Below are 22,866 nucleotides of genomic sequence, written 5' to 3'. Positions count from 1 at the left end.
TGCCGCATGAAACGCCCTCCACGCACCCGCCTCGCCCTGCCCGCCGCCCTGCCCGCCGTCCTGGCCCTCGCGGCCGGCGCCCTGTCCGCCTGCGACTCCGGCGGCTCGTCCGGATCGGGAGGGCGGGGCGGCTCGAACGGCGGCACGCTCACCGTCCTCTACACCAAGGACATGGAGCACCTGGACCCCCAGCGCAACTACGTGATGTTCGCGATGGACTTCGGGACCCGCCTCCTCTACCGGACGCTCACCACGTACGCCGCCGCCTCCGGACAGGCCGGCACCAAGGTCGTCCCGGACCTGGCCACCGACACCGGCCGGACCGGCGACGGCGGCCTCACCTGGACGTTCCACCTCAAACAGGGCCTGAAGTACGAGGACGGCTCCCCCGTCACCAGCCAGGACGTCAAGTACGGCGTCGAGCGGTCGTTCGCCCCCGACCTGCCCGAAGGCCCCGGCTACGCGCGGACGATGCTGGCCGGCGGCGACGAGTACCACGGGCCCTACAAGGATCCGAAGGGCCTGGACTCGATCGGGACCCCCGACGCCCGGACGATCGTCTTCCACTTGAGGAGACCGTCGATGGAGTGGCCGCAGATCGCGACGCTGCCGACCTTCGCGCCGGTCCCGAAGGCCAAGGACTCCGGCGTCGACTTCGACAAGCGGCCGTTCTCGTCCGGGCCGTACAGGATCCAGACCTACGACCGCGGCAAGCGGCTGCTGCTCGTCCGCAACCCCTACTGGAGCAAGGCGACCGACTCCGTCCGGCAGGCCCGGCCGGACCGGATCGACGTGCAGGAGGGGCTCGCCCAGGCCACCATCGACCAGCGGCTCATCGCCGACCAGGGCGCCGACCAGCGCGCGATCACGCTCTACAGCGTGGCCGCGTCGAGCATGGCGCGGATCCTCACCCGGCCCGACATCAAGAGGCGGTTCACCAGCGAGCTCGGCCTGTGCACCCGATTCCTGGCGATGAACACCGCGAAGCCGCCGTTCAACGATCCGCGCGTCCGGCAAGCGATGCAGTACGCGGTGGACAAGGACGCCTACCGCACGGCGCACGGCGGCAGCGGCATCGGCGCGCCGGCCGGCTCCTACCTCCCGCCCACGCTGATGAACGGCCAGACCCTCGACGTCTACCACGCCCCGCCGAAGGGCGACCCGGCCAAGGCCGAGCAGCTGCTCACCGCTGCCGGCAAAGGCGCAGGATTCTCCATCAACCTGACCACGACCAGCACCGAGCAGGGCAAGGCCGAAGCCGAGGCGGTGCAGCAGGGGCTCGCCCGCGTCAGGGTGAAGGTGCGGATCAACCCCGTCTCCAACAGCGTGTACTACAGCACGATCGGCGACGTCCGGAAGGAGGACGAGCTGGTCTTCTACGGCTGGTGCGCCGACTACCCGTCCGCGTCCTCGTTCGTCCAGCCGGTCTTCGACGGGAACAACATCACCCCGAAGGGGAACACCGCCGTTTCCCAGCTCGACGACAAGGTGCTCAACACCAGGATCGAGACCGCGGTGAAGGACGGGAGGTCGGCGGACTGGCAGGGCGTCGACCAGGCGCTGATGCAGGCGTCGCCGATGATCCCGCTCATCTACGACAAGCTGCCGTTACTGCGCGGCTCCAAGGTCACCGGTGCGATCGGTCACCCGATCTGGGAGGGCGAGTACGACTTCGCCACCATCGGAGTGAAGAGTTGAGCGCGCTCCCCCTCACTCCCGGCAGGCATGCCGCGCCGCCGCCGGCCGGCCGCTCCCCTTGGCGGCTGGCCGGCGCCCGGCTGCGCCATGACCGCGCCGCGCTCCTCGGCCTGGCCATCGTCGCGCTGTTCGTGCTGATGGCGCTGGCCGCCCCGCTGCTCACCGCGCTCAACGGGCACGGCCCGAACGAGTTCCACCCCGAGAAGATCGACGACGCGCTGGCGGGCGCGCCGCGCGGCTCGTTCGGCGGCATCGATGCGCACTTCTGGCTCGGCGCCGAGCCCGGCACCGGACGCGACGTGTTCAGCCGGATGGTCTACGGCGCCCGCATCTCGCTGCTGATCTCCCTGCTGGCCACCGCCGTCGCCACCACGGCCGGCACCGCACTCGGGTTGACCGCGGGGTTCGCCGGCGGCCGCACCGACCTGCTGATCAGCCGGGTGATGGACCTCGTCCTGTCCTTCCCGCAGCTCATCTTCATGATCGCGCTCGTGTCGGTGCTGCCGGAGGCGAACCGGACGCTGGAGCTGGTCCTCGTCATGGGCTTCTTCGGCTGGCCCTACATCGGGCGGATCGTCCGCGGCCAGACGCTCTCGCTGCGCAACCGGGAGTTCGTGGACGCCGCCCGTGCCACCGGGATGACCCGCCGCCGCATCGTGTTCCACGAGGTGCTGCCGAACCTGATGGCGCCCGTCCTCGTCTACGCCACCCTCACCATCCCGGTCAACATCGGCACCGAGGCGGCGCTGTCGTTCCTCGGCATCGGCGTCCGGCCGCCCACCGCGTCCTGGGGGCAGATGATGTCCAAGGCGATCGGCTGGTACCAGGTCGACCCCGCCTACTTCGTCGTCCCGGGCGTCTGCCTGCTGCTCACCGTGCTGGCGTTCACCCTGCTCGGCGACGCGTTCCGGGACGCCCTCGACCCGCGGGGCGGCAACCGGTGATCCGCTACCTCGCGCTCCGGCTGCTCGGCGTCGCCGGCGTCCTGCTGGTCATCTGCGCCGCCACCTTCACGATCTTCTACGTGTTCCCCGCCGACCCGGCGCTGCAGGCGTGCGGCAAGTCGTGCACGCCCGAGCGGCTCGCGATGCTGCACCACCAGATGGGGCTGGACCGGCCCCTGTGGCGGCAGTTCACCGACTACCTGACCGGTGTCCTCGCCGGCCGGACGTACGGCGACGGGCCCCATGCCGTGCAGTGCCACTTCCCCTGCCTCGGCTTCTCTTACCAGAACGACACCCCGGTCTGGGACCTGATGATGGACCGGCTGCCCACCACGCTGTCGATCGCCGCGGGCGCCGCGCTGCTGTGGCTGGCGGGCGGCGTCGCCGCCGGCGTGCTGTCCGCCCTGCGCAAGGACACGCTCCTCGACCGGGCGATGATGGTCGGCACGCTCACCTCCGCCTCGCTGCCCGTCTACTTCACCGCGATGACGCTCATGGTGCTGGTCGTGCAGATCGGCGGGCTGCTGCCCTACTCGTCGTACGTGCCGATCGGGTCCGACCCGGTCGGCTGGGCGAAGAACCTGGTGCTGCCCTGGGCGGCGCTCGCGCTGCTGTACGCCGCGATGTACGCGCGGCTGACCCGCGCCTCGATGGTCGAGACGATGGCCGAGCCGTTCATCCGGACGGCTCGCGCCAAGGGCCTGCCCGAGCGGACGGTCGTGGTGAAGCACGGGCTGCGCGCCGGACTGACCCCCGTGTTCACGGTGTTCGGGATGGACCTCGGCGCGCTGCTCGGCGGCGCCGTCATCACCGAGAGCGTGTTCGGGCTGCCCGGCCTCGGGCAGCTCACCATCGACGCGATCGACAAGTCCGACCAGCCGGTCGTGATGGGCGTGGCGCTGCTCGCCGCCTTCTTCATCACCTTCGCCAACCTCGTCGTGGACCTCGTCTACGCCCTCCTCGACCCCCAGGTGAGGTACGCATGAGCCTGCTGACCGTCCGCGACCTGACCGTCGAGTTCCCCGGCCCGCGCGGCACCGTCCGCGCCGTGGACGGGCTGTCGTTCGCGCTGGAGAGGGGACGCACGCTCGGCATCGTCGGCGAGTCCGGGTCCGGCAAGTCCGCCACCAGCCTGGCGATCATGGGACTGCACGCCGCCGCCCGGGTGGGCGGCTCGATCGAGCTGGACGGCACCGAGATCGTCGGCGCGGGCCGGGAGGCGGTGCGGGCGCTGCGCGGCCGCCGGATGGCGATGATCTTCCAGGACCCGATGTCCTCGCTGCATCCGAACCACCGGGTCGGCGAGCAGATCGCCGAGACGCGCCGGCTGCACTTCGGCGCGTCCCGCCGGCGGGCCCGCGAGGACGCCGTCCGGGCGCTCGCCGACGTCGGCGTGCCGGCGCCGCGCGAGCGCGCCCGCGACTTCCCGCACCAGTTCTCCGGCGGCATGCGGCAGCGGGTGATGATCGCGATGGCGCTGGCCTGCGAACCCGACCTGCTGATCGCCGACGAGCCGACCACCGCGCTGGACGTCACCGTGCAGGCGCAGATCCTGGAGCTGATCGCCGGCGTGCAGCGCGACCGCGGCCTCGCCGTCGTCCTGATCACCCACGACCTCGGCGTGGTCGCGCGGGTGGCCGACGACGTGCTCGTGATGTACGCGGGACGGAGCGTGGAGAAGGCCGCGGTCGCCGAACTGTTCACCGGACCGCGGCACCCCTACACGCGCGGGCTGCTCGGCTCGCTCCCCCGCCTCGACGGCCCGCCCGGCGCGCCCGCCCCGATCCCGGGCAACCCGCCGGACCTGCTGTCCCCGCCGGGCGGGTGCCCGTTCCATCCGCGCTGCCCCGAGCGGATCGACGGGTGCGCGACGGTCCGTCCCGAGCTCACCGGCGGCGCGCACCCGGCCGCCTGCCACCTGCTCTCCGCCCCCGAGGAGGCCGCCCCGTGACCGCACTGCTCGAACTGGACGGGCTGACCCGCACCTTCCGCACCCGGCGCGGCACCGTCCGCGCCGTCGACGGCGTCGACCTCACCGTCCGCGCCGGCGAGACGCTCGGCCTGGTCGGCGAGTCGGGCTGCGGCAAGTCCACGACCGGGCGGATGCTCGTCCGGCTGCTGGACGCGACGAGCGGCCGGATCGCCTTCGGCGGCCGCGACATCACCCGGCTCCCGCCGCGGCGGATGCGGCCGCTGCGCGGCCAGTTGCAGATCATCTTCCAGGACCCGTTCTCCTCGCTGAACCCGCGGCGGACGATCGGCTCGATCATCGCCGAGCCGCTGCGCGTCCAGGGCGTCCGGGACCCGGGCCCGCGGGTCCGGGAGATGCTCGAGCGGGTGGGGCTCGGCGCCGAGCACGCCGACCGGTACCCGCACGAGTTCTCCGGCGGACAGGCGCAGCGCGCAGGCATCGCCCGCGCGCTGGTCACCCGGCCCCGGCTCGTCGTCGCCGACGAGCCGGTGTCGGCGCTGGACGTCTCGATCCAGGCGCAGATCGTCAACCTGCTGGCCGAACTCCAGCGCGACCTGGACCTGGCGTACGTGTTCATCGCTCACGACCTGGCGGTGGTGCGAAATGTGTGCGCCCGCGTCGCGGTCATGTACCTCGGCCGGATCGTCGAGATCGGCGACCGCGACACGGTGTACGGCGCGCCCGCGCACCCTTACACCAAGGCGCTGCTGTCGGCCGTCCCGCTGCCGGACCCGGTGGCGGAGCGGGAACGTGAGCGGATCGTGCTGCGCGGCGACCCGCCGAGCCCTGCGGAGCCGCCGGCGGGCTGCGCGTTCCACCCGCGCTGCTTCAAGGCGCAGGACCGGTGCCGCGTCGAGAGGCCCGTGCTCGCGGAGGTGGCCGGCCGGCAGGCCGCCTGCCATTTCCCCGAAGTGCACTGAGCACGGATAACCGGGCATGGAAAGGCGCCGGGACCGGACTCCATTGTCCGGTCCCGGCACTTTTCTGTTGGCTCATGCGGTCAGGGTCGTGAAGGTCAGTACTCGACCTTCACGGCGGCGCCGCTGAAGGCCGCCTTTCCGTAGAGGGTGATGTAGTTGTAGCCGGACGGCGGGTTGGCGATCGTCAGCGTCTCGTCGTTGCCGCTGCCGGTGGAGCGCTGCGTGTAGGACGTGGACGTGGCCCAGCTCGCGGCGTTGTAGTACAGGTCGGCGTTCCCGGTGCCGCCCGACGAGGTGATCGTGAGGGACTTCGTCCCGGCCGGGACGTACAGGTACAGGTAGGCGTTGCCGCCCTGCGCCGCGGAAAGGTTGCTGCGCTGGCAGTTCTGCGCGAGCTGCCGGGTGTCGCTCCCCGTGCACTCCGGGGTCGTCCCGCCACCGCCGCCGGACACCGAGACCTGCCGCGTCGCCGTGCCGGTGGCGCCGTCGTTGTCGGTGACGGTCAGGGAGACGGTGTAGTTGCCGTCCGCCGAGTAGGTGTGCGACGGATTCGCCGACGTGGAGGTGGTGCCGTCGCCGAAGTCCCACCGGCGGGAGGCGATGGTGCCGTCGGAGTCGGTGGAGGTGTCGGTGAAGGACAGGGCCCGGCCGTTCGCCGTGGACGTGAACGATGCGGTGGGCGCCTTGTTCGTGCCGCCCCCGCCGCCCGAGCATGCGCCGGCCGCGCAGGCGTCCAGCCACGTCCACCAATCACCGTCGTAGCGGCCGCCGATGGTGCCGGTCAGGAACGTGCGGGCACCGTTGTAGTCGCCCGACCGGTAGTACCCGAGCAGTGTGGCGATGTCGTTGGGGTGTTTCTCGAGCATGTAGCGGACCGCGAGATAACCCCAGTAGTAGATGCGGGTGGTGTCGTTGGCGTAGGTGGTGTCCCACAGGGTGCTCAGCGCGTAGGTGCGCTTCGCCGCCTCGGCGATCGCCGACGTGTCGTCGACCTGCCGGTAGGAGTAGGAGACGTACTCGGCGAACCCTTCGATCCACCACACGGTGGGCGTGGTCGTGCCGGCGTTGAAGTCGCCGTACATGTCGAAGCGGCCGTCGAGGTAGTGCGTGTACTCGTGGTTGAGGTTCCAGATCGCGAACGTGGGTCGTTCCCACTCGGCCTCGTAGGCGATGAACCTGGGCTGGTTCCCTGCCGCCGCCGGGTCGCCCTCCAGGTACATGCCGCCGTTGTTGGTGTCGATGCCGAACATCACGCCGGCATAGGTCTGGTAGTCGGTGCTGGAATCGAAGACGCACACCTCGATCGTCGAGTTGTGGTCGTTCGCGACGGGCTTGCCGCCGTCCTTCACGATGCCGTGGAAGTAGGCGTCCTGGTTCAGCAGGCTGGTGCAGGTGTCCTTCAGCTCGGCGGCCGACATCTCCTGCGCGCGGATCCGGATGCTGGAGCTGCACGCGTAGTTGATCGTCAGGACGCTCGCCGCGAGCCGGTTCTGCAGGTCGCAGGTGCCGTAGGACGAGCAGTTGGCCTTGTCGTAGCTGTCGGTCATCTCGGCGACGCCGACCCACAGCGGCGCGGTCGGCCCGGTCATGCCGCTCTTGGCCAGCAGCCCCTTCGCCATCGGCCGGAGCTTGGCCTGCAAGGGGGCGTGCTGCAGGAACCGGGCCATCTCCCGTCCGGCGTTGGACGCCAGGTAGGCACGGTCGGTGCCGAGCAGCGACAGGTGGTTCAGCGCGAACGCGTCGAGTGCGTCGAGGACGCTCGGGTCGGCCTCGACGGCCGTGACGAACGCCGGCACCTGGTGGCCGCGGAACAGCACCGTGTACACGTTGTTGACCGCGTTCAGCATCCACCAGGACGCGTCGTAGGAGCTGTTGTAGCCGTTGAGCAGGCGCTTCACCACGTACAGGTAGCGGTCGTTCTCCTGCGCGCTGTCGATCAGGGTGACCGCCTCGGCGAGCACCTCGCCGTCGGCGTCGCTGACCGTCGACGACTTGGAGTTGCCGAAGAAGCCGTCCAGCCCCGCCTCGATCGCCGTCTTGAGCGACTGTCCGTAGGTGCCGACCGTCGAGGCGTTGTACCACTGGACGTAGTACCCGGCGCGCAGGTACAGGACGAGCTGCGCGGTGCCCGTGCTGTTGTCGCCCGGGTAGTTCAGCGCGTTGTCGCGCAGGGCGTACGCGACGGTCGTCATCTGCGCCTCGCGGAACGCGTAGTAGGCGTCGGTACCGGTGAGGCTGAACAGGGTGTTGACGCAGTCGGTCGTCGACGACTCGATCTGCTGCACCAGCGCGCCGCCGGTGCGGCCGGTGAAGTCGCCGACGTTGCAGCTCGCGGCCGCCTGGGACTTGAGCTTGCCTTTTCCGGTGGCCTTCTTCATGGACGGTCGGGGGTGGTCCGTGGCCGGCCTGGGCTTGTCCATGTCCTGCCGGAGCGCCTGCTTGGAGTCGGCGGACAGCGGCGGCCGGTCCTTGGCGGGGAGCGGCGCCTTCTGGACGTGCCGCGCGTCGCCGCCTGCGATCGCCGTCCGCACCGGCGGCGGCTTGGGAGCGGCCTGGGCGGGCGCCGCACCCAGCTGGACGAGGCCGATGCCGAGGGCCAGCGCGAGCAGCGCCGGCAGGCTTCTGCGGGATCTGTGCTTCTTCACGGGGGGCTTCCTCCGGGGGTGGGGGGAACGTGCGCCCGCAGTCTGAATGCGGAAACCGATCGCCGGTCATAAGCGACCCCATAAACCTTCGCTATGACCGCGCCGTCCTGCTTTTCACCGGGCCCGGTGCCGCGGCTCGGAATTGCCCCTGCAAGAAGAGCCCGTGCCATCACCGGGCACAATGATCACGGTTAGGTAACGCCTGTTCCTGAAGTGTGGTATGTGACATTGCACATCGCTGATGATCCGTCGCGGAGCGCGCCCGTCCGCGGCGCGCTCACCGAAGGAGGACATGTGAGGAAACGATGGGCACTGCTGACCGCGGGCCTCGCGGCCACCGCGCTGGGCGCCGCGAGCCCGGCCGCCGCGGCCCCCGGGGCCGGCGCCCCCGGCCCGGACCGGCTGAACTGGTCGTCCTGCGGGGATCCGGCCACGCCCGCGCTGCAGTGCGCGATGCTGGCGGTCCCGCTCGACCACGCCCGCCCGCACGGGGCGAAGATCAAGATCAAGCTCGACCGGCTGCCCGCGACCGCGCCGACGGCGAAGCGGCAGGGCCCGATCCTGCTGAACCCGGGCGGCCCCGGCGACAGCGGCCTGTGGATGCCCGCCTACATCGCCGGCCAGATGCCGGCGGACGTGGCCGCCGCCTACGACTGGATCGGCTTCGACCCGCGCGGCACCAACGGCAGCGAACCGCACGTCGTCTGCGACCCGCACTACTTCGACGCCGAACGGCCCGACTACCAGTACGAACACGGCACCGCGAAGGCGTGGCTGGAGAAGGCCGCCAAATACGCCGCCGACTGCGCGGCGAACTGGAGCAGCGTGCTGCCGCACATGACCACCGAGGACAACGCGCGGGACATGGACGCGATCCGCCGCGCGCTCGGCGTCCAGAAGATCAACTTCTATGGCGGCTCGTGGGGCACCTCGCTCGGCTCGACCTACGGCCAGCTCTTCCCGTCCCACGTGCGGCGCATGGTCCTGGACAGCATCGTCGGCCCCGCCATCTCCTGGTACGACCACAACATCCTGCAGGACAAGGAGCACGAACGGCGCTTCCACGCCTTCGCCGCATGGACCGCCAAAGCCGACTCCGTCTACCACCTGGGCGGCGACGCGAAGGAGGTGATCAAGAAGTACTACGCGATGGAGGACGCCCTGCGCGCCCATCCGGTGCCCGCCGCGCCCGCCACCGGGAACATCGGCCCGGCCGAGTTCGAGGACACCTTCTACGGTGGCGGCTACAACTTCCTGCGCTGGCCCCGGATGGCGACCGTCCTGTCGGCGTACTTCACCAAGCACGACACCAAGCCGCTGAACATCGCCTACAACCGGTACGCCGCGCCCGGCCCGGACGACGGCGCCTTCCCCAACTACAACGCCGCGCAATGCACCGAGAGCACCTGGCCGCGCGACTGGGAGTTCTGGAAGAAGGACCAGGCGAAGGTGAACGCGGTCGCGCCCTTCTACACCTACAACAACATGTGGTACAACGCCGCGTGCATGTTCTGGCCCTCGCCTGCCGGCAAGGGCCGCCTCAAGATCACTGGTAAGGGCCTGCCGCCCGTCCTGCTGTTCCAGGCGACCGAGGACGCGGCCACCCCGTACCCGGGAGGCGTCGCGATGCACAAGGCGCTGCCCGGCTCGAAGCTCGTCGTCCAGAACGGCGGCAGCTTCCACGAGATCCTGTTCCACGGCAACGCCTGCCTGGACGACACGTTCGCCGCATACCTGCGCGACGGGACCCTGCCTTCAGGGAAGGGCTTCATCGCCAAGACCTGCACGCCCGAACCGGATCCGGAGCCGTCGTACATCGAGCCGACGGCAAACGCGAAGACGCTGAGGACGGGGGTCCCGGTCACCGGCCCCGAGGCCGTCCACGGACGCCTCTGACCGAGCGCGCCCGCCATGGAATGCCGCACGGCCGGCCGCCGGGAGACTTCGCGGTGAGGAGGAGCCCTCCCGGCGGCCGGCGGGTCCGGCTCCCTTCTGTCGCCGACGCGGTCGCGTCCGGGACCGCGGCCCCGGCCGCACGCCCCGCCGACCACCCGGTCGGAGGGGCACCGGAAGTATCGCCGCACCTCGGTGCTCCGCGGCATCAGCCGAAACATAACTTTCGGCTATGCCCACACCCCCTGATCAGCCGCTCCGCGGCCAGTGGATCAGCCCGGCTGAACAGCGCCGCCTATGCCTCCGAGGGCTGCGGACGCTCGTGCAGGCGACGCACTACCCGTTTGATGCCGACCAAAGTCCCGTACCGCTTCCGGTCCGAGAACTCCCGCCAGCTCCAGACGACGGGGTATCCGACCTCGGCGCACAAGTGCAGGATCCGATCGTCACCGGCGCAGACTCCCACATGAGCACCCCACGCCTGCTGAGTGGCGTTGAACAGGACCAGGTCCAAAGGACGAGCCTCCGGGACCCGCTCGGTGAACTCCGCGTCAGCCCAGAGCTCACTCGACCGCAGGTCAGGCGGGTCGAGTTGGAACAGTCTGAGCACCTCATAAGCGAACAGCTGGCAGTTGGCCCCATCGGCGAGCCCAGGCCTGGCGGCCACCAGCGGCGACGCCGGAAAGCGATCACCGACGTACCGAGTGGCCCACAGAGCGTCCGGCAACTTCTCCAGCACGATCCCCTCCGGATCATCGCCGCTCATTCGAATAGCCCTTCGCGAGGCGAGCACCGTTCGGCCAAGGCGTCGCCAAGCTGAAGAGTGATAATCTTATACCCTCTACCGTCCGGGAGTACGAATGGCGGGTACAGGTCACATGACGGAACCAGCAGAAGCCTGCCTCGAAGATGCGCGCAACATCTTGGTCGCGCCTTCGACCTTGCGGGACCATGAATTTGTCAAGGATTTTTTCGGGTCCACGATCACGCAAGAGGACCTTGCATCTGGTTCCCTCGACCTCGCACAGAAGACCGTCTATTTGTGTGGCGATGTATCCGGGATCAGCGGCCGCCAACTGCATGCGGCGGCCCGGGTATTCGTTATCCGGGAGCTTTCGCACGGGTACCGCGAGGACGCCGACGAACCTTGGTCCTTCGTCGACCCCGGCCAGGTTCCCATCCGCGTACACGGCGCCGGCGTGCACTATCGCCGCTTTTTCGACCTCGGCTCCGATCACTTCAACCGGATCCGCGCGGAGCACGCGTTCCAGTCCCTGACGGAGTCCACCAAGCCCGGAACAGCCCATCGCAAGGGAATCTATCTGACGCCGGTCACGCGAAACGGCGACGAGCTGCATTTCCGCCTGCTCCGGTGCTCGACGAATCTCTCGGGGCCGACCGAGGGCTTCCGTCCGACCGACACGCGCATCGTCGAGGCGCTGAACCGCGAGGCCGCCGCCGTCTTCCGGAACCAGGCGCCGCTGAATCACGTGCTCGCTCAGATCTACCACAACACCCCCGCCACCGACGAGCGCAAGCAATCCAAGGCCAAGATCTCGGCGCATGCCGACAAGACCAAGGACATGCCCGTCAACGGCATCATGGCCTTCTGCACCTTCTATGAGGGGCTCGACAAACTGCAACCCCTGGCCGAGGATGCCTTCGACCACGGCGTGAAGGGCATCAGCGGGCTGACCAAGCTCCACTTTCGCCTCAAGGAGCCGACCGGAGAACGCGACGGGGGCGCACTCCCCCCGCAGTTCACCGTGACCCTCTATCCAGGCTCCGTGTTCTTCATGCCGCTGTCCACCAACCGCCTGTACACGCACGAGATCCGGCCCTCGGCGTTGGACGCCGGGCTGCTCCCGACCCGCATGGGATACGTGGTGCGCTGTTCGAGCGCCGAAGCCGTCCACAAGAACGGCCGCACGTTCCTCAAAGCGGACGGAGATCTGGTGAGGCTGGAGCCGCCCACACCGGAGGGCATGAACGAACTGCGCAGACTGTACGCCGAGGAGAACAGGACCTCGTCCTTCATCGATTACGGCGACGCGTTCTTCTTCAGCATGAACACGGGAGACTACGTTGCCCCCCACGCCTAGCATCTCGGATGAGATCCTCTCGTACGCCTTGACGACCGAGGAGAACCTCTTCGCCGAGCTGTCCGCGTCGACTCGTTGGGAAGACGTGGGAAAAGGCCGGCGTGGCGCCGTGCTCACCAAGGTCGACGAGGCGGACTGCGTGCCTCTCGTCCGTACCACCACTCGATACAGCGTCCCGCCGCAGCGTTTCCGGGCGGTGCACGAACGGCTGGCGCAACGGATTCAAGAACGGGCGGCGTTTCCGGTCGGCTTCAACAACGCTCTCATCGAGAACTACACGAACGTCTACAAGACCATGGGCAGCCATTCCGACCAGGCCCTCGATCTGGCCGACGGGTCCTTTATCGCCGTCTTCTCCTGCTATCAGCAGGCCGAAGCGAATCCGCCGAGGAAACTGATCTGCGAATCGAAGGAGACCGGCGAGAGGTTCGAGATTCCACTCGCCCACAACAGCATCGTCGCATTCTCCATCGACTCGAACCGGCGACTCAAGCACAAGATCGTACTGGACTCGTCCGCTCAGACGGCGGACGACCAATGGCTGGGCGTGACCTTCCGGACGTCAAAGACCCTCGTTCGGTTCCGCGACGGGCACGCATTCCTCCCACAGGATGTGCCGCTCACGTTGGCCGACGATGAGCAGAGCCGCGAGTTCTACCGGCTACGCCGCCGGGAGAACAATGAAACGGACTTCGTCTATCCCCCGCTGACGTACACCATCAGCGAGAGCGATCTGATGCCGCCCGTCTGACCTTCATCGTTCACGTCCCGTCCGCCGACCAGGGCGAATGCGGGGACGCGGACGCCGAGGACGGCCACGCCGCCCTCGCCGGCTCACCTTTTCCGCAGTTGCAGGGGTGTTCCGTTCAGCGCTCGTCGAGGCGGGTCGGGCCGATCTTCCTCACGGTGCCGGCGAGCGCGCGAATGGCGTCGGTCTCGGCGTCGGCGCGCCAGATCAGGGCGTAGGTGAGGGTCGGCATGGCCGGGATGGGGATCCAGGTGATGTGGGGCAGGGACCAGTAGCGGGTGACATGGCCGGGGAAGGGATGGACGATCTCGCCGGTGGCCACGAGGTTGATGAGTTCGCCGGCGTCGGCGACGAACTCGCTGCGTTCGATGGCGTGGCCGCTCGGAGTGTAGAAGGGCAGGTACTGGTCCTCCCAGTAGTCCAGGTTGAGATGGGCGCTGGCCTGGGGATGGTCGGCGAACGCGTCCAGCGGCACGGAGGACCGCTCGGCGAGTTCGTGGTCGGCTGCGACGCCCAGGATCCGGCGGTCGACGAGAAGGGCCGGGCCGACGATCAGGTCGGGTTCCTCCACGGGCAGCCAGGCGACGAGGACGTCGACGTCGCCGGTGCGGAGACCGGCGAACGGGTCGGTCAGTGATCCGGGACGGATCTGCAACTGCCATTGGGGATGCAGCTCGCGGAATCGCTTCCAGTAGGGGTGCAGTTCGGCGATGTTGAAGGGCATCAGGCCGATGCGCAGTACGGCGGTGATGCCCCGGGCGGCCAGGCGGGCGCGTTCCAGGCTGTCGCGCAGCCCCGCGTAGACGGGGGTCAGGTCGTCGCGGAGCTGGCGGCCGAGCGGGGTGAGACGGATCTGGCGGCGGTTGGAGCGGTCGAACAACGCTCCGCCGAGGCGGCGTTCCTGCTGGCCGATCGCCTGGCTGATGCGCGCCTGGGTCACGTGCAGGCGCGCGGCGGTCCGGCCGAAGTGCAGTTCCTCGGCCAGGGCCAGGAAGATCTCGATGTCCCGCAGCTCCATCTGTGCCCCCATCTGCGGTGATAAGCCGTGCGTTATCAGCACGTGCGCGAAGTTTACGTTGATCGCGGCCGGCGCCCCGGTGAGGGTTGGTGCTGGTCAGCGGCGGCCCGTCACACCGATCGACGGATCGGACCGAGCCGATGTGACGGCCGGGCCGGCCGCTTCCCTCCACGAAAGGAAACGATCATGCAAGCGCGGATGACCAACCCCGCCTACGTGCTGCCCGACGGCATGAAGGGCATCGGGGCGATCTTCAAGGCCGTGAACGCCGGCGGCATCTCCCACGAGCTGCAGGAGATCGTCGGGCTGCGCGCCAGTCAGATCAACGGCTGCTCGGCGTGCGTGCACGCGCACAACGCCAACCTGGCCAAGGCCGGGGAGAGCACCGAGCGGATCGCGGCGGTCGCCGCGTGGCGGGAGGCGCCGTTCTTCGACGACGCCGAACGGGCCGCGCTGGCGCTGACCGAGGCGGTCACCCGGCTGGCCGACCGCTCCGATGACGCGGTGGACGACCGGCTGTGGGACCAGGTCGCCGACCACTACGACGAGAAGCAGATCGCCGCGCTGATCCTGCTGATCGGCGTGACCAACATGTTCAACCGCCTCAACGCCTCCATCAAGGAGCCCGCCGGCGCCACCTGGGGCTGAACCCTCCCACGACGATAGGAGTCTGCAGTGAGCGAAACGCTCGACATGACGGCGATGTACGTCATGCACGACGCGCTGCGGCGCGAGCTGGAACACCTGGCCAAGGCCACCGCCCGCCCGGACGACGACCCCCGCGCGCTGCTTCGTACCGCCGCCGGCTGGGAGCTGTTCACCACCTCCCTGCACGTCCACCACACCGCCGAGGACGACGCGCTGTGGCCCGCGCTGCGCCGGACGCTGGCCGACCGGCCGGACGACCTGGCGCTGCTGGAGGCGATGGAAGCCGAGCACGCCGCCGTCGACGAGGTCATCGCGGCGATCGACGCGGCGCTGGCCGACCCTGACGGCCCGCTCGACCGGCTCGGGGATCTGGTCGACGCCCTGGTCACCGGCCTGAACGGGCACCTCGGGCACGAGGAGGACCAGACGCTGCCGCTGATCCAGGCGGTCGCCACCCCGCAGCAGTGGGCGCACTTCGGGCAGGTCCACGGCCAGAAGATCGGCCCCAACGCGCCCCGGCTGCTGCCGTGGCTGCTGGACGGCGCCACCGAGGACAACGCCGCGGTGATGCTCGCCCCGCTGCCCCCGCCCGCCCGCGCCGCCTACGCCGCCCAGTGGCAGCCCGCCTACGCCGCGCTGAACCGCTGGAACTCCGGCGTCTGACGCTCACCCTGGCCACGAGGTCTCCGTGCAGATGGCTCGACTCACCGTTGCCCATCCAGCGGAGACCTCGTTGCTTCCCGCGCTCCAACTCCACCCGCTCAGCCGCGGTCACCGAAAACGGCCCTTCGACCGCCCCGTCCTCACCATCCACCCAGCATGGATTTCCGCACGGAATTTCAGTTGCAGAAGCGCTGTACCAGGTGGCCGCCGAATCTGTAAGGCCATCAAACCAAGTAGGCCGCTTTCGGTTGCATCGTCTGGATGGCGAGGGCGGGAACTTAGTGTTCTGCCATGGAGGCAACCCTTTCGGCGCTGTTCACTGAAGACGGCCCGCGGCCCACCGGTCTCGTTCGCCGGATGGTCGAACCGGCCGTGGAAGCGGCCGACGAAAGGCGGCACGCGGAGGTGACCGGCCTGCACCTGCTGATCGGCATGTGCGGGATAGCCGACTACATGAGCGGGAACCTGCTGCTGCGCAAGCACGGGGTCCGTCCGGAGGCGCTCCGCGACGCCGCGGTCGAGGCCGCCGGGCCCGGCGACTCCTCCCGTTCCGGGCCGCCTCAGGTCGAGGAGGCCGCCGAGCTGTTCCGACAGGCGCGGGAAAAGGCGCGTTCGGACGGCGAAGACGAGATCTACACCTGGCACTTGTTCCAGGCGCTGCGAGCGGCGCCCAACGCGGCGTCCGGCGTCCTCGACGGCTTCGGCGTCCGCGAGGAATGGTTCGCCCCTCGCCAGTTCGCGCCCGACCCGCGCCTGGTCATCGCCGATGTGGAGCGCGCCGAGGGCGCGTCCGCCGGCTACACGCGCTGGACGCCGATGGCGTGGTCGGTGCGCCGGCGCGCCTCCGCGCTCGCGCTGTCGATGGACGAGACCGCCCCCTCGTCCATGCACCTCATGCTCGCCCTGCTGACGTCTCCGGAGGGGACGAGCCGCTTCGCGCAGGCGATGATCGGCCTGAACCTCGGTAAGGACGACGTGCTCAACGCCGAGGCCCTCGAGAGCGTCGACGAAGAGGAGATCGCGCGGCAGCTGTCGGCCATCCCGTCGCCCGGCGACCATGAGATGCACATCGTCGTCGCGGCCGCGGAGCAGTGGGCCGACCGCATGGGCGATCGCTGGGTGGACACCGCACACGTGTTCCTGGCCTGCATCGACCCGGCGAGCCCGCTGAACGCGTCCAGGCGGTCGAACGCCAGGGCGATGCGGTCCGCCGGCGTCACCGCGGACCTCTTCCACATCCAGGCGATCCAACGCGAGACGTATGCGGACGACAGAGACCGGACGGGCTGGTTCCCCTGGCGGGTCGGGGAGCCCCCTCCCCGGCCGCCGACCAGGGAGACCGGGCGGGGCCGGCCGCCGCGCCGGTGGATCATCGCCGGATGGATGTCGGGTTCCAGCCCGGGGACCATCGACAACTCGGCCTTGGCCTGGCATCAGGTGTCCTGGTACATACGTCTCCAGACGTTGCAGAACTGCGCGAACCTCGCACGGCTGACCGTCACGATCATCGTCTGCGGCACGGCGGGATCATGGTGGCCGGCGCTCACGTGGCTGCCCGTGCTCATCGCCCGTGACTCCTGGCCGCGGTGGGCATGGGGCGGCGCCGAACTCGTCGCGCTCATCCTGGCCCCTTCCTGGACGCTCCGCGCCGTCATCGCGTTGGACGTGCTGTGCGCCCTGTACGGCATCCACCAGATCCTTCTCCTGCGCAGGTCCGCACTGGCCGATCCCCGCTACGGCGTCGCCCGGCTGAACATGGACGTCCGCAGGTCGCGGTCGGCGCTCGGCGCCAAGATCACCCCAAGGGGGTCACGATGACCGCCGGGAACGATGTGACGGGATGGCTCCTCCGACGGCGTCCGGGAACCGGCACATCGCTGCCGGACGTCCTGCGCCCCGGGCGGGCGTCGGCGCGCACTATCGGCAGCGCCCTCGGAACCCTGGACGCCGACCTCCGGTACTGGGAGTTCCGCAGACTCGAGCTCCCTCCGGTCCTCCAGCACCTCGGCGCCGCGATCGTCGCCGTGGCGATCTCTTGGATCCTCGGCGCCGATGCCGTACCGACCGCCCTGCTGGCCCTGTTCGCCCTGAGCTGGTGGCGCCGCTGGTACCTGTGGGTCCCGGCGCTCGGCGGCCTGCTCTGGACGGACTGGGAACTCATCTGGATCCCCGGCATCGTCGTCGTGGCGCTCTTCTTCATGAGGGCGTCGGCGAGCCTCAGGGAGGTCCTTCCGAAAGCCAGCATGGGCGTCGCGCCCTTCGCGTTCGTCCCGTTCCGCGACCAGATCGCCCTGCGGTTCATCGGCCGGTGGTCGGACTTCCGTTTGGGCGTCGACAAGGCCGTGCACGACGACACGCACCGCGCCGAGGCGTTCCTCAGCCGGCTCCCGGCCGATCTGCCCGCCGCGAGCCGCGCGATCGTCCAGACGGCGCGAGCGATTCGCGAGGGCAAGCGGGGCCGGCTCGACGAGGGGTTCGGGCTGGTCGCGGTCGTCGGCGAGGACGAGGAGCTGAGCGCCCCCGTCCGCGGCTGGTGCGACCTCCAGCTGGGAGACCTGCTGGTGATGGCGGGACAGCACGCCGACGCGGCGGCGGCTTACGAACGCGCCCGGTCGCGGCTGCGCGGCCGGCGGTGCCGACCGTGGCTGATCATCGCCGAGACCCGCTCCGTGGATCTTGCGGTGCGCGAGAAACGGTCCGGTGCCGCGTTGGCCGGCCTGGCCCGCCTGCGCGGGCTGGCGGTGCGGCACACCGACCTGCCCTTGATCGTCCGGACGGAGATGTACTTCGCCCGCCTGATGCTGGACGTGGGCAATGCCGACGGCGCCCGGGAGACGCTCGAACGGCTCGGCTCCGCGCACGGCCGGCGCGGGGTGGCGGGGGCCGGGCAGGCGGAGGCGGCCGAGCACGACCTCCTCCGTGCGGAGCTGCTGCTGCTCGACCAGGCGGCGTCCGTCCCCGCGGACGAGGTGGCGGACGAAGTGATCGAGCTGGCGGGCAACGCCCTGCTCGGGCTGCGGCATCTCGACCGTCCGGCTGCGGAGACCGCCGCTCACCTGGTCCTCGCCGAGGCACGGGCTCGGCGGGGAGACCGGCGCGACGCCCTGGCACACGCTCTGGAGGCCCTGCGGACGGTGCAGGCCCTGCGGTTCCAGCTTCCCTCGACGGCATGGCGCGAACGCTGGCTGACCTTGCATGCGATGGCCTTCGTGACCGCCGTCGAGAACGCGTGGGAGTGCCAGGATGCGCTCTGCTTGGCGGAGCTGCTGGAGACCCTGCGTGCCCAACCCCTGCCGATCCCGCGTGACGCGGCGGGAACGGCACTCGCCGGGCTCCTGGACGCGCTGCTGGCCGAGACGGCCGGGCTCATCCCGGACGGCGCGGAAGAGTCGGCGTCCCGCGGGCCCGTCCGGGCCGCCGACCCGCTGGAGGCTCCCTTCCCGGTCGTGGTGGGCGGCCGCTCGTGGTGCCTGATGAGCGATGAGCGGCCGATCGACATCGACGCCGAGCTCGCCGGTTTCGGTCCCCGCACCTGGTACCTGAGCGCCGCGTTCGTCGGGCCCTGGTTCTACCGCGTCGCCGCGCATGACGGCGCGTGGACCGTCGAACGAGCGGAGCGTCCGGCGATGGAGACGGACCGGCTGGAGTCCTTGCTCGACGCACTGCCCATCCGACGGCCCGGCGAGGACACGAGGGCCTTCGACGATCGGATGGCCAGGTCGCCGCTGAGCAGTCCCGCACGGCGACGGCTCGGAGACGACCCGGAGTTCACCCTCCTGCACTCGATCGCGGAAGAGCTGCTGCCGGCTTCGCTGATCGAAGGACTGGCCACCGCCCCGGAGCGCGACTCGGTTCTGGCCGTGTCCTTGTCGGGCTCGCTCGTCGCCGTTCCCGTCGCCGCGTTGCCGCTGCCGGGATCGGCGGCGGGCGAGGACGTGCGGATAGCCGACGTCGCCGCCGTGGCCCACGTGCCGTCCTGGGCCGTCGTCGCGCACAGCCGAAAAGCACGAGCCGAGCATGCGGCTCCGGGAGCGGTCGATCTCGCGCTGCTGGGGCCCGACAACGCCAAGCAGTACCTGCAGGGGCGCAATGACATCAGGTCGAGCCTGGAACCGCCTCCCCTCGCGCAGGAGACGGTTCACGGCCCCCTGGACAGGGAGGCGCTCTCCGAACTGCTGCGGAAGTTCACCGAGGAAGTCCCGGCCTGTCTCTACGTGGCGGGACACGTGGAAACCCCGCGCAAGGACGAACCGGGCAGCGGCGGAATCAAGATCGCCGGTGGTTCCCTGTTCGGCTCCCGCGATCTGCTGCAGTCGGCCGCCGGAACCGCGCGCTTCCCGATGCCGTCCCGCGCCGTCCTCGTGTGCTGCGAGAGCCTCGGCCAGGTGACGACGCGCGGCGAACCGGACGGCGGTCACGTGCTGCACAACGAGTGGCTGGGCATCGGCGCCGGGATGCTCATGGCGGGCGCCCAGCACGTCTACTGCACTCTCCACCTGATCCGCGATCTCGATGACGCGGTTCGCATCAACCATGCGCTGGCGCACGCGCTCGCGACGACGCACGACCCCCTGCGGGCCTTGCGCGACGTGCAGCGGGAGGAACTGCGCCGGTGGCGGGCCGGGGATCGCGCGAGGCCGCTGTCCTGGCAGCCCTACGTGTACGTGGGCACCGGGCGCCCCGTCTCTCCGGAGCGCGAAGCGTGCTGATCTCCGAGGCGATCGAGGAGGCGTGGGCGGCGCTGCCCGAGGCGGCTCACGATGCCAGGCTCACCAGCGGAAACGCCACGATCGGCCGGCGGCCCTCCGACCGGGTCAGCCGGACCCTCCTGCGGAGGATCCTGCCCGACCACGTCCGCAGGTCCTGGCCGAGGAGGGTGGCCGTGACGGTCTCCGAGACGGAGGCGGCGGAGATCGGACGGCACATCCGGGATGCCGGGCCGGCGCTCGTCGCCACGGTCGCCTGGATGAAGGCCCTCGAACAAGCCTGGCACGACGCGGCCACGACCAGCGGCGACCGGCGGGAGCAGCTGCTGCCGATCGCCTGGCGGCTCGCGACCGAGCACGGCGAACCGGCGGTCGCGGACATCGCGCGGCGCGAGATCGCACTCCGGTATCCCGGCGGCGTCCCGTCGGCCGACGGAGTGCGCAAGGTGCTCTCCGATCCGGCCGAGCACGAGCGGCTCTCCCGGCGGCTCGCGAAGGTGTGGGCGGCGAGGAAGCCACCGCCGGACGGCTCCAAGACCGGCGCCAGGGAGCGGATCAAGGCGCTCCACGAATGCCTCGGCGACGAGATGGCGCTGGACTGGATGTCCCCGGCGGCGGACGCACGCTGGGCGGAGGTCGTCGCGGACGCGGACATCGAACTCTGGCACGCCGACATCGTGGCCCTGGATCTGTCGGATGGGCGGCCTCCCCCGCCGCCGCTCCGGCGAAGGCGGACGCCGCAACGGCAGGACAGGACGAAAGACCGCCGGCTCGACCAGGCGATCGAGGAACGCGCCTGCTCCCTGCTCGCCAACCGCAGGAAGAACCGCGCCGACCTTCCGGGTGATGCGCGACTTCTCACTGATGAGATCGACCGTTCCGCCGCATCCCTCGGGCTTGCGAGCGCGCAGCACCGCGCCGCGCTGATCGTGGGGGCGGAGATGGCGATGGGGATATCGGCCTCCATGCCGAAGAACCCCGGTCTGCCGCGCGCGGCCCGTTCATTGAACGGATACATGGCCAGGTTCCTGCACAAGAGGTCCGGTGGGCCGGCTGACCGGACCGCGCACGCCATGGACGACCCGCTTCCGCGCTACGTGGACAGGCTCTGGCAACGGCTGCACCATCACGAGGCGTCCCACCTGGCCATCCCGGACGCTGAGGACCTGTGGAGCATCTTGCGGTGGACGTTCTACTCCGTGCTGAAGGACGCCACCGTCCGGCGCCCCCAAGCCGCCATGGCCCCATTGCGCGAAGAACAGTTGCAGGACGCAGGACGGCCGGACCTGTCCGCGAACCTCGATCAGGCCGTGATCGCCGCGGCGGTCGTGTCCATCGTGGAGTCCGGCCGGAAACTGAGCGGGACGGACGCCGTATGGCGGTTCGCCCAAGCGTGCCTGAGCGGCGACTATACGGTGAGTGGCGAGTTCCGCGAGCAGTGGGACTCGTGGTGTGCGGCGACTGAACGCACACTCCCCGAAGGACGGCCCGGTCAGGAGCATCCCGACTTCGCCATGGCTTGCGCATACCTCGCACAGAACGCCCCCGCGACCAGGAGCGACCGCCCATGACGGCGCACAACGGCCGGGTGGAACTGGCCATCGAAGAGAACGGCCTCATCACGATCCGGGACACGGCCCGCCGGGAGCCGACCGGCGTCGCCGACATCGCGCGCCTGGAGGCCGCAGGCGGCGACATCGTCGTCGGCGTGAACGAACCGGAACTGGTGCCGTCCGCGGTACTGGACGACCTGTCGCGGGCGCGCGAGTGGCTGGCGCCCGTCTACGGTGAGCGCGTCGGCACGGCGATCGACGAGCTGGCGGGCGGCACGCGCCCCCGCACCGTCACCGTGGAGGCCGAGTGCGGCCCCCTCGTCGCACCCTTGGTGCGGCTGGCTTTCGGCAGTTGGATGCACCGCTGGTGGCAGGCGCCCGGCCGCGGCGAACTGCCCGCCCTGGACGTGCCGCTCCTGGAGATCGAACTCGGTGCGCTCGCCTGGCACCTGCAACCGTGCTTCGGCGGTGTGACGGAGGCCGCCGAACTGCTCCGCCCCCACACCCGGGTCCTCGGGGACCTGGTACGAAGCGCCCGGGAGAACTCAGTGGGCGCCGCCGGCGAGACCGCGGCGGAGGTCCTCTACGACGCGCTGCGGTCCGCCGTCGACTCCGTGGACGACGCCGCACCGGGGTTCACGGACCTGGAGCGGCTGGTCGAGGAGATCGACGCCCAGGAGATCCGCGTCCGCGCGGAAACGTCGCACGGCCACGAAGCGATCGCGGCGCTGCTGGGCGGCGATGCCCTGGCCTCCATGGTGGCCGAGGTGCTCCCGTCCCTGGGCCGGGCCCGGTACCTCGGGGAAGCGGACTCCGAGGAACCTCCCGCCACCATCGCCGCCGGCGATGACACCGTTGACTGGCTGCAACTGGAACCGCGGGTCCTGGACGCCCGCGAGAACAACGTCACCTGGTCGGTGACCGCCCGCGGCGGCGAATGGGAGCTGCGGGCCCGGGTCCCGGCCGCCGTCACGCTCCGGCCACCGGAAGCGCCCCGCATTTGGGCGCGCGCCTATGCCCCCGACCATCCGCTGCCCCTGCCCGTCGCGGTCTGGGCACTCGACTACCGCGACGGCCATTTCGAGGGCGTCACCCGCCTGGCCCCGTTCAGGGCCCCGCACACCCTGGCCATCGACGTGTACACCGAGTCGCAGGTGCACCCCCCGAGACTCGGGGACGAACGCAGGAACCTCCCTGACGAACGGTTCGCCATCGACCGGCTCCTGATCGGCCGCGTCGCCGACGCGGCCGTCCAGCCGAACGCCACCACGGACCCGTCCTACAAACGGCCCTTCCTGGCGGAGTTGGCCGCGTACGCCGCGGTCGTCGCGCAGTAGTGAGCCACGGAAAACCCGG

The 22,866-nt window shown here is 70.2% G+C and carries 17 protein-coding genes; 14 read left to right on the top strand and 3 right to left on the bottom strand.

Annotated elements, in window-relative coordinates; translation table 11 throughout:
* Window positions 1-6: 6 nt before the first annotated feature.
* From J4709_RS38720 to J4709_RS38700, 5 genes are read left to right on the top strand one after another with little or no spacing between them, the layout of a single operon-like run.
* On the top strand, window positions 7-1,698 hold the full coding sequence (locus J4709_RS38720) for an ABC transporter substrate-binding protein (protein WP_208248916.1): 1,692 nt from the start codon (window positions 7-9) through the stop codon (window positions 1,696-1,698).
* Entirely contained in the window at window positions 1,695-2,642 is a 948-nt protein-coding gene (locus J4709_RS38715) for an ABC transporter permease (RefSeq protein ID WP_208248914.1), read from the top strand. The genes J4709_RS38720 and J4709_RS38715 overlap by 4 nt, the downstream gene beginning before the upstream one ends.
* Entirely contained in the window at window positions 2,639-3,628 is a 990-nt protein-coding gene (locus tag J4709_RS38710; RefSeq protein WP_208248911.1) for an ABC transporter permease, read from the top strand. The genes J4709_RS38715 and J4709_RS38710 overlap by 4 nt, the downstream gene beginning before the upstream one ends.
* Window positions 3,625-4,593 (top strand): ABC transporter ATP-binding protein, encoded by a 969-nt coding sequence (locus J4709_RS38705; RefSeq protein ID WP_208248906.1) that lies wholly within the window; start codon window positions 3,625-3,627, stop codon window positions 4,591-4,593. Before J4709_RS38710 ends, J4709_RS38705 begins: the two co-directional genes overlap by 4 nt.
* Window positions 4,590-5,534 (top strand): ABC transporter ATP-binding protein, encoded by a 945-nt coding sequence (locus tag J4709_RS38700; RefSeq protein WP_307801929.1) that lies wholly within the window; start codon window positions 4,590-4,592, stop codon window positions 5,532-5,534. The genes J4709_RS38705 and J4709_RS38700 overlap by 4 nt, the downstream gene beginning before the upstream one ends.
* A 95-nt stretch (window positions 5,535-5,629) precedes the next feature.
* Here the strand turns inward: J4709_RS38700 and J4709_RS38695 are convergent, their stop codons facing one another.
* Window positions 5,630-8,179, bottom strand: coding sequence for a collagenase (locus J4709_RS38695; protein ID WP_208248904.1), 2,550 nt, complete (start codon window positions 8,177-8,179; stop codon window positions 5,630-5,632).
* A 294-nt stretch (window positions 8,180-8,473) separates the two neighbouring features.
* On the opposite strand from J4709_RS38695, the gene J4709_RS38690 reads away from it, so the two are divergent.
* Window positions 8,474-10,075, top strand: coding sequence for an alpha/beta hydrolase (locus tag J4709_RS38690; protein WP_208248901.1), 1,602 nt, complete (start codon window positions 8,474-8,476; stop codon window positions 10,073-10,075).
* Between the two features lie 292 nt (window positions 10,076-10,367).
* Here J4709_RS38690 and J4709_RS38685 read toward each other — a convergent pair whose 3' ends face one another.
* Window positions 10,368-10,838 (bottom strand): NlpC/P60 family protein, encoded by a 471-nt coding sequence (locus J4709_RS38685; RefSeq protein ID WP_208248900.1) that lies wholly within the window; start codon window positions 10,836-10,838, stop codon window positions 10,368-10,370.
* A gap of 112 nt (window positions 10,839-10,950) precedes the next feature.
* Here J4709_RS38685 and J4709_RS38680 point away from each other — a divergent pair, with 112 nt between their 5' ends.
* On the top strand, window positions 10,951-12,174 hold the full coding sequence (locus tag J4709_RS38680) for a hypothetical protein (RefSeq protein ID WP_208248897.1): 1,224 nt from the start codon (window positions 10,951-10,953) through the stop codon (window positions 12,172-12,174).
* 28 nt (window positions 12,175-12,202) lie between these two features.
* Window positions 12,203-12,925: a hypothetical protein gene (locus J4709_RS38675; RefSeq protein WP_232384708.1), complete on the top strand. Its 723-nt coding sequence runs from the start codon at window positions 12,203-12,205 to the stop codon at window positions 12,923-12,925.
* Between the two features lie 115 nt (window positions 12,926-13,040).
* On the opposite strand, the gene J4709_RS38670 is transcribed toward J4709_RS38675, so the two are convergent.
* Complete coding sequence (locus J4709_RS38670; RefSeq protein WP_307801928.1) at window positions 13,041-13,982, bottom strand: LysR family transcriptional regulator; 942 nt, start codon at window positions 13,980-13,982, stop codon at window positions 13,041-13,043.
* 144 nt (window positions 13,983-14,126) lie between these two features.
* Here J4709_RS38670 and J4709_RS38665 point away from each other — a divergent pair, with 144 nt between their 5' ends.
* From J4709_RS38665 to J4709_RS38640, 6 genes are all read left to right on the top strand, one after another.
* Entirely contained in the window at window positions 14,127-14,588 is a 462-nt protein-coding gene (locus J4709_RS38665) for a carboxymuconolactone decarboxylase family protein (RefSeq protein WP_208248892.1), read from the top strand.
* 27 nt (window positions 14,589-14,615) lie between these two features.
* Window positions 14,616-15,251, top strand: coding sequence for a hemerythrin domain-containing protein (locus J4709_RS38660; protein WP_307801927.1), 636 nt, complete (start codon window positions 14,616-14,618; stop codon window positions 15,249-15,251).
* A gap of 291 nt (window positions 15,252-15,542) precedes the next feature.
* Window positions 15,543-17,069 carry a Clp protease N-terminal domain-containing protein gene (locus J4709_RS38655; RefSeq protein ID WP_208248889.1) on the top strand — a complete coding sequence of 509 codons (1,527 nt, stop codon included), beginning with the start codon at window positions 15,543-15,545 and terminating at the stop codon, window positions 17,067-17,069.
* Entirely contained in the window at window positions 17,066-19,960 is a 2,895-nt protein-coding gene (locus J4709_RS38650) for a CHAT domain-containing protein (RefSeq protein ID WP_208248885.1), read from the top strand. The genes J4709_RS38655 and J4709_RS38650 overlap by 4 nt, the downstream gene beginning before the upstream one ends.
* Window positions 19,954-21,528: a hypothetical protein gene (locus tag J4709_RS38645; protein WP_208248882.1), complete on the top strand. Its 1,575-nt coding sequence runs from the start codon at window positions 19,954-19,956 to the stop codon at window positions 21,526-21,528. Before J4709_RS38650 ends, J4709_RS38645 begins: the two co-directional genes overlap by 7 nt.
* The gene (locus J4709_RS38640) at window positions 21,525-22,847 is read left to right on the top strand and encodes a hypothetical protein (RefSeq protein ID WP_208248879.1); all 1,323 of its coding nucleotides are present in this window, start codon (window positions 21,525-21,527) and stop codon (window positions 22,845-22,847) included. The genes J4709_RS38645 and J4709_RS38640 overlap by 4 nt, the downstream gene beginning before the upstream one ends.
* Window positions 22,848-22,866 lie beyond the last annotated feature (19 nt).

The organism is Actinomadura violacea (assembly GCF_017573465.1).
Classification (GTDB): domain Bacteria; phylum Actinomycetota; class Actinomycetes; order Streptosporangiales; family Streptosporangiaceae; genus Spirillospora; species Spirillospora violacea.
This window is presented reverse-complemented; position numbering and strand designations above follow the sequence as displayed.

Bases quoted from the DNA above. Each gene is read 5' to 3' on its own strand.
- J4709_RS38720 (WP_208248916.1), top strand. From the start codon at position 7: ATGAAACGCCCTCCACGCACCCGCCTCGCCCTGCCCGCCGCCCTGCCC.
- J4709_RS38705 (WP_208248906.1), top strand. From the start codon at position 3,625: ATGAGCCTGCTGACCGTCCGCGACCTGACCGTCGAGTTCCCCGGCCCG.
- J4709_RS38685 (WP_208248900.1), bottom strand. From the start codon at position 10,838: ATGAGCGGCGATGATCCGGAGGGGATCGTGCTGGAGAAGTTGCCGGAC.
- J4709_RS38680 (WP_208248897.1), top strand. From the start codon at position 10,951: ATGACGGAACCAGCAGAAGCCTGCCTCGAAGATGCGCGCAACATCTTG.
- J4709_RS38665 (WP_208248892.1), top strand. From the start codon at position 14,127: ATGCAAGCGCGGATGACCAACCCCGCCTACGTGCTGCCCGACGGCATG.
- J4709_RS38655 (WP_208248889.1), top strand. From the start codon at position 15,543: ATGGAGGCAACCCTTTCGGCGCTGTTCACTGAAGACGGCCCGCGGCCC.
- J4709_RS38650 (WP_208248885.1), top strand. From the start codon at position 17,066: ATGACCGCCGGGAACGATGTGACGGGATGGCTCCTCCGACGGCGTCCG.
- J4709_RS38640 (WP_208248879.1), top strand. From the start codon at position 21,525: ATGACGGCGCACAACGGCCGGGTGGAACTGGCCATCGAAGAGAACGGC.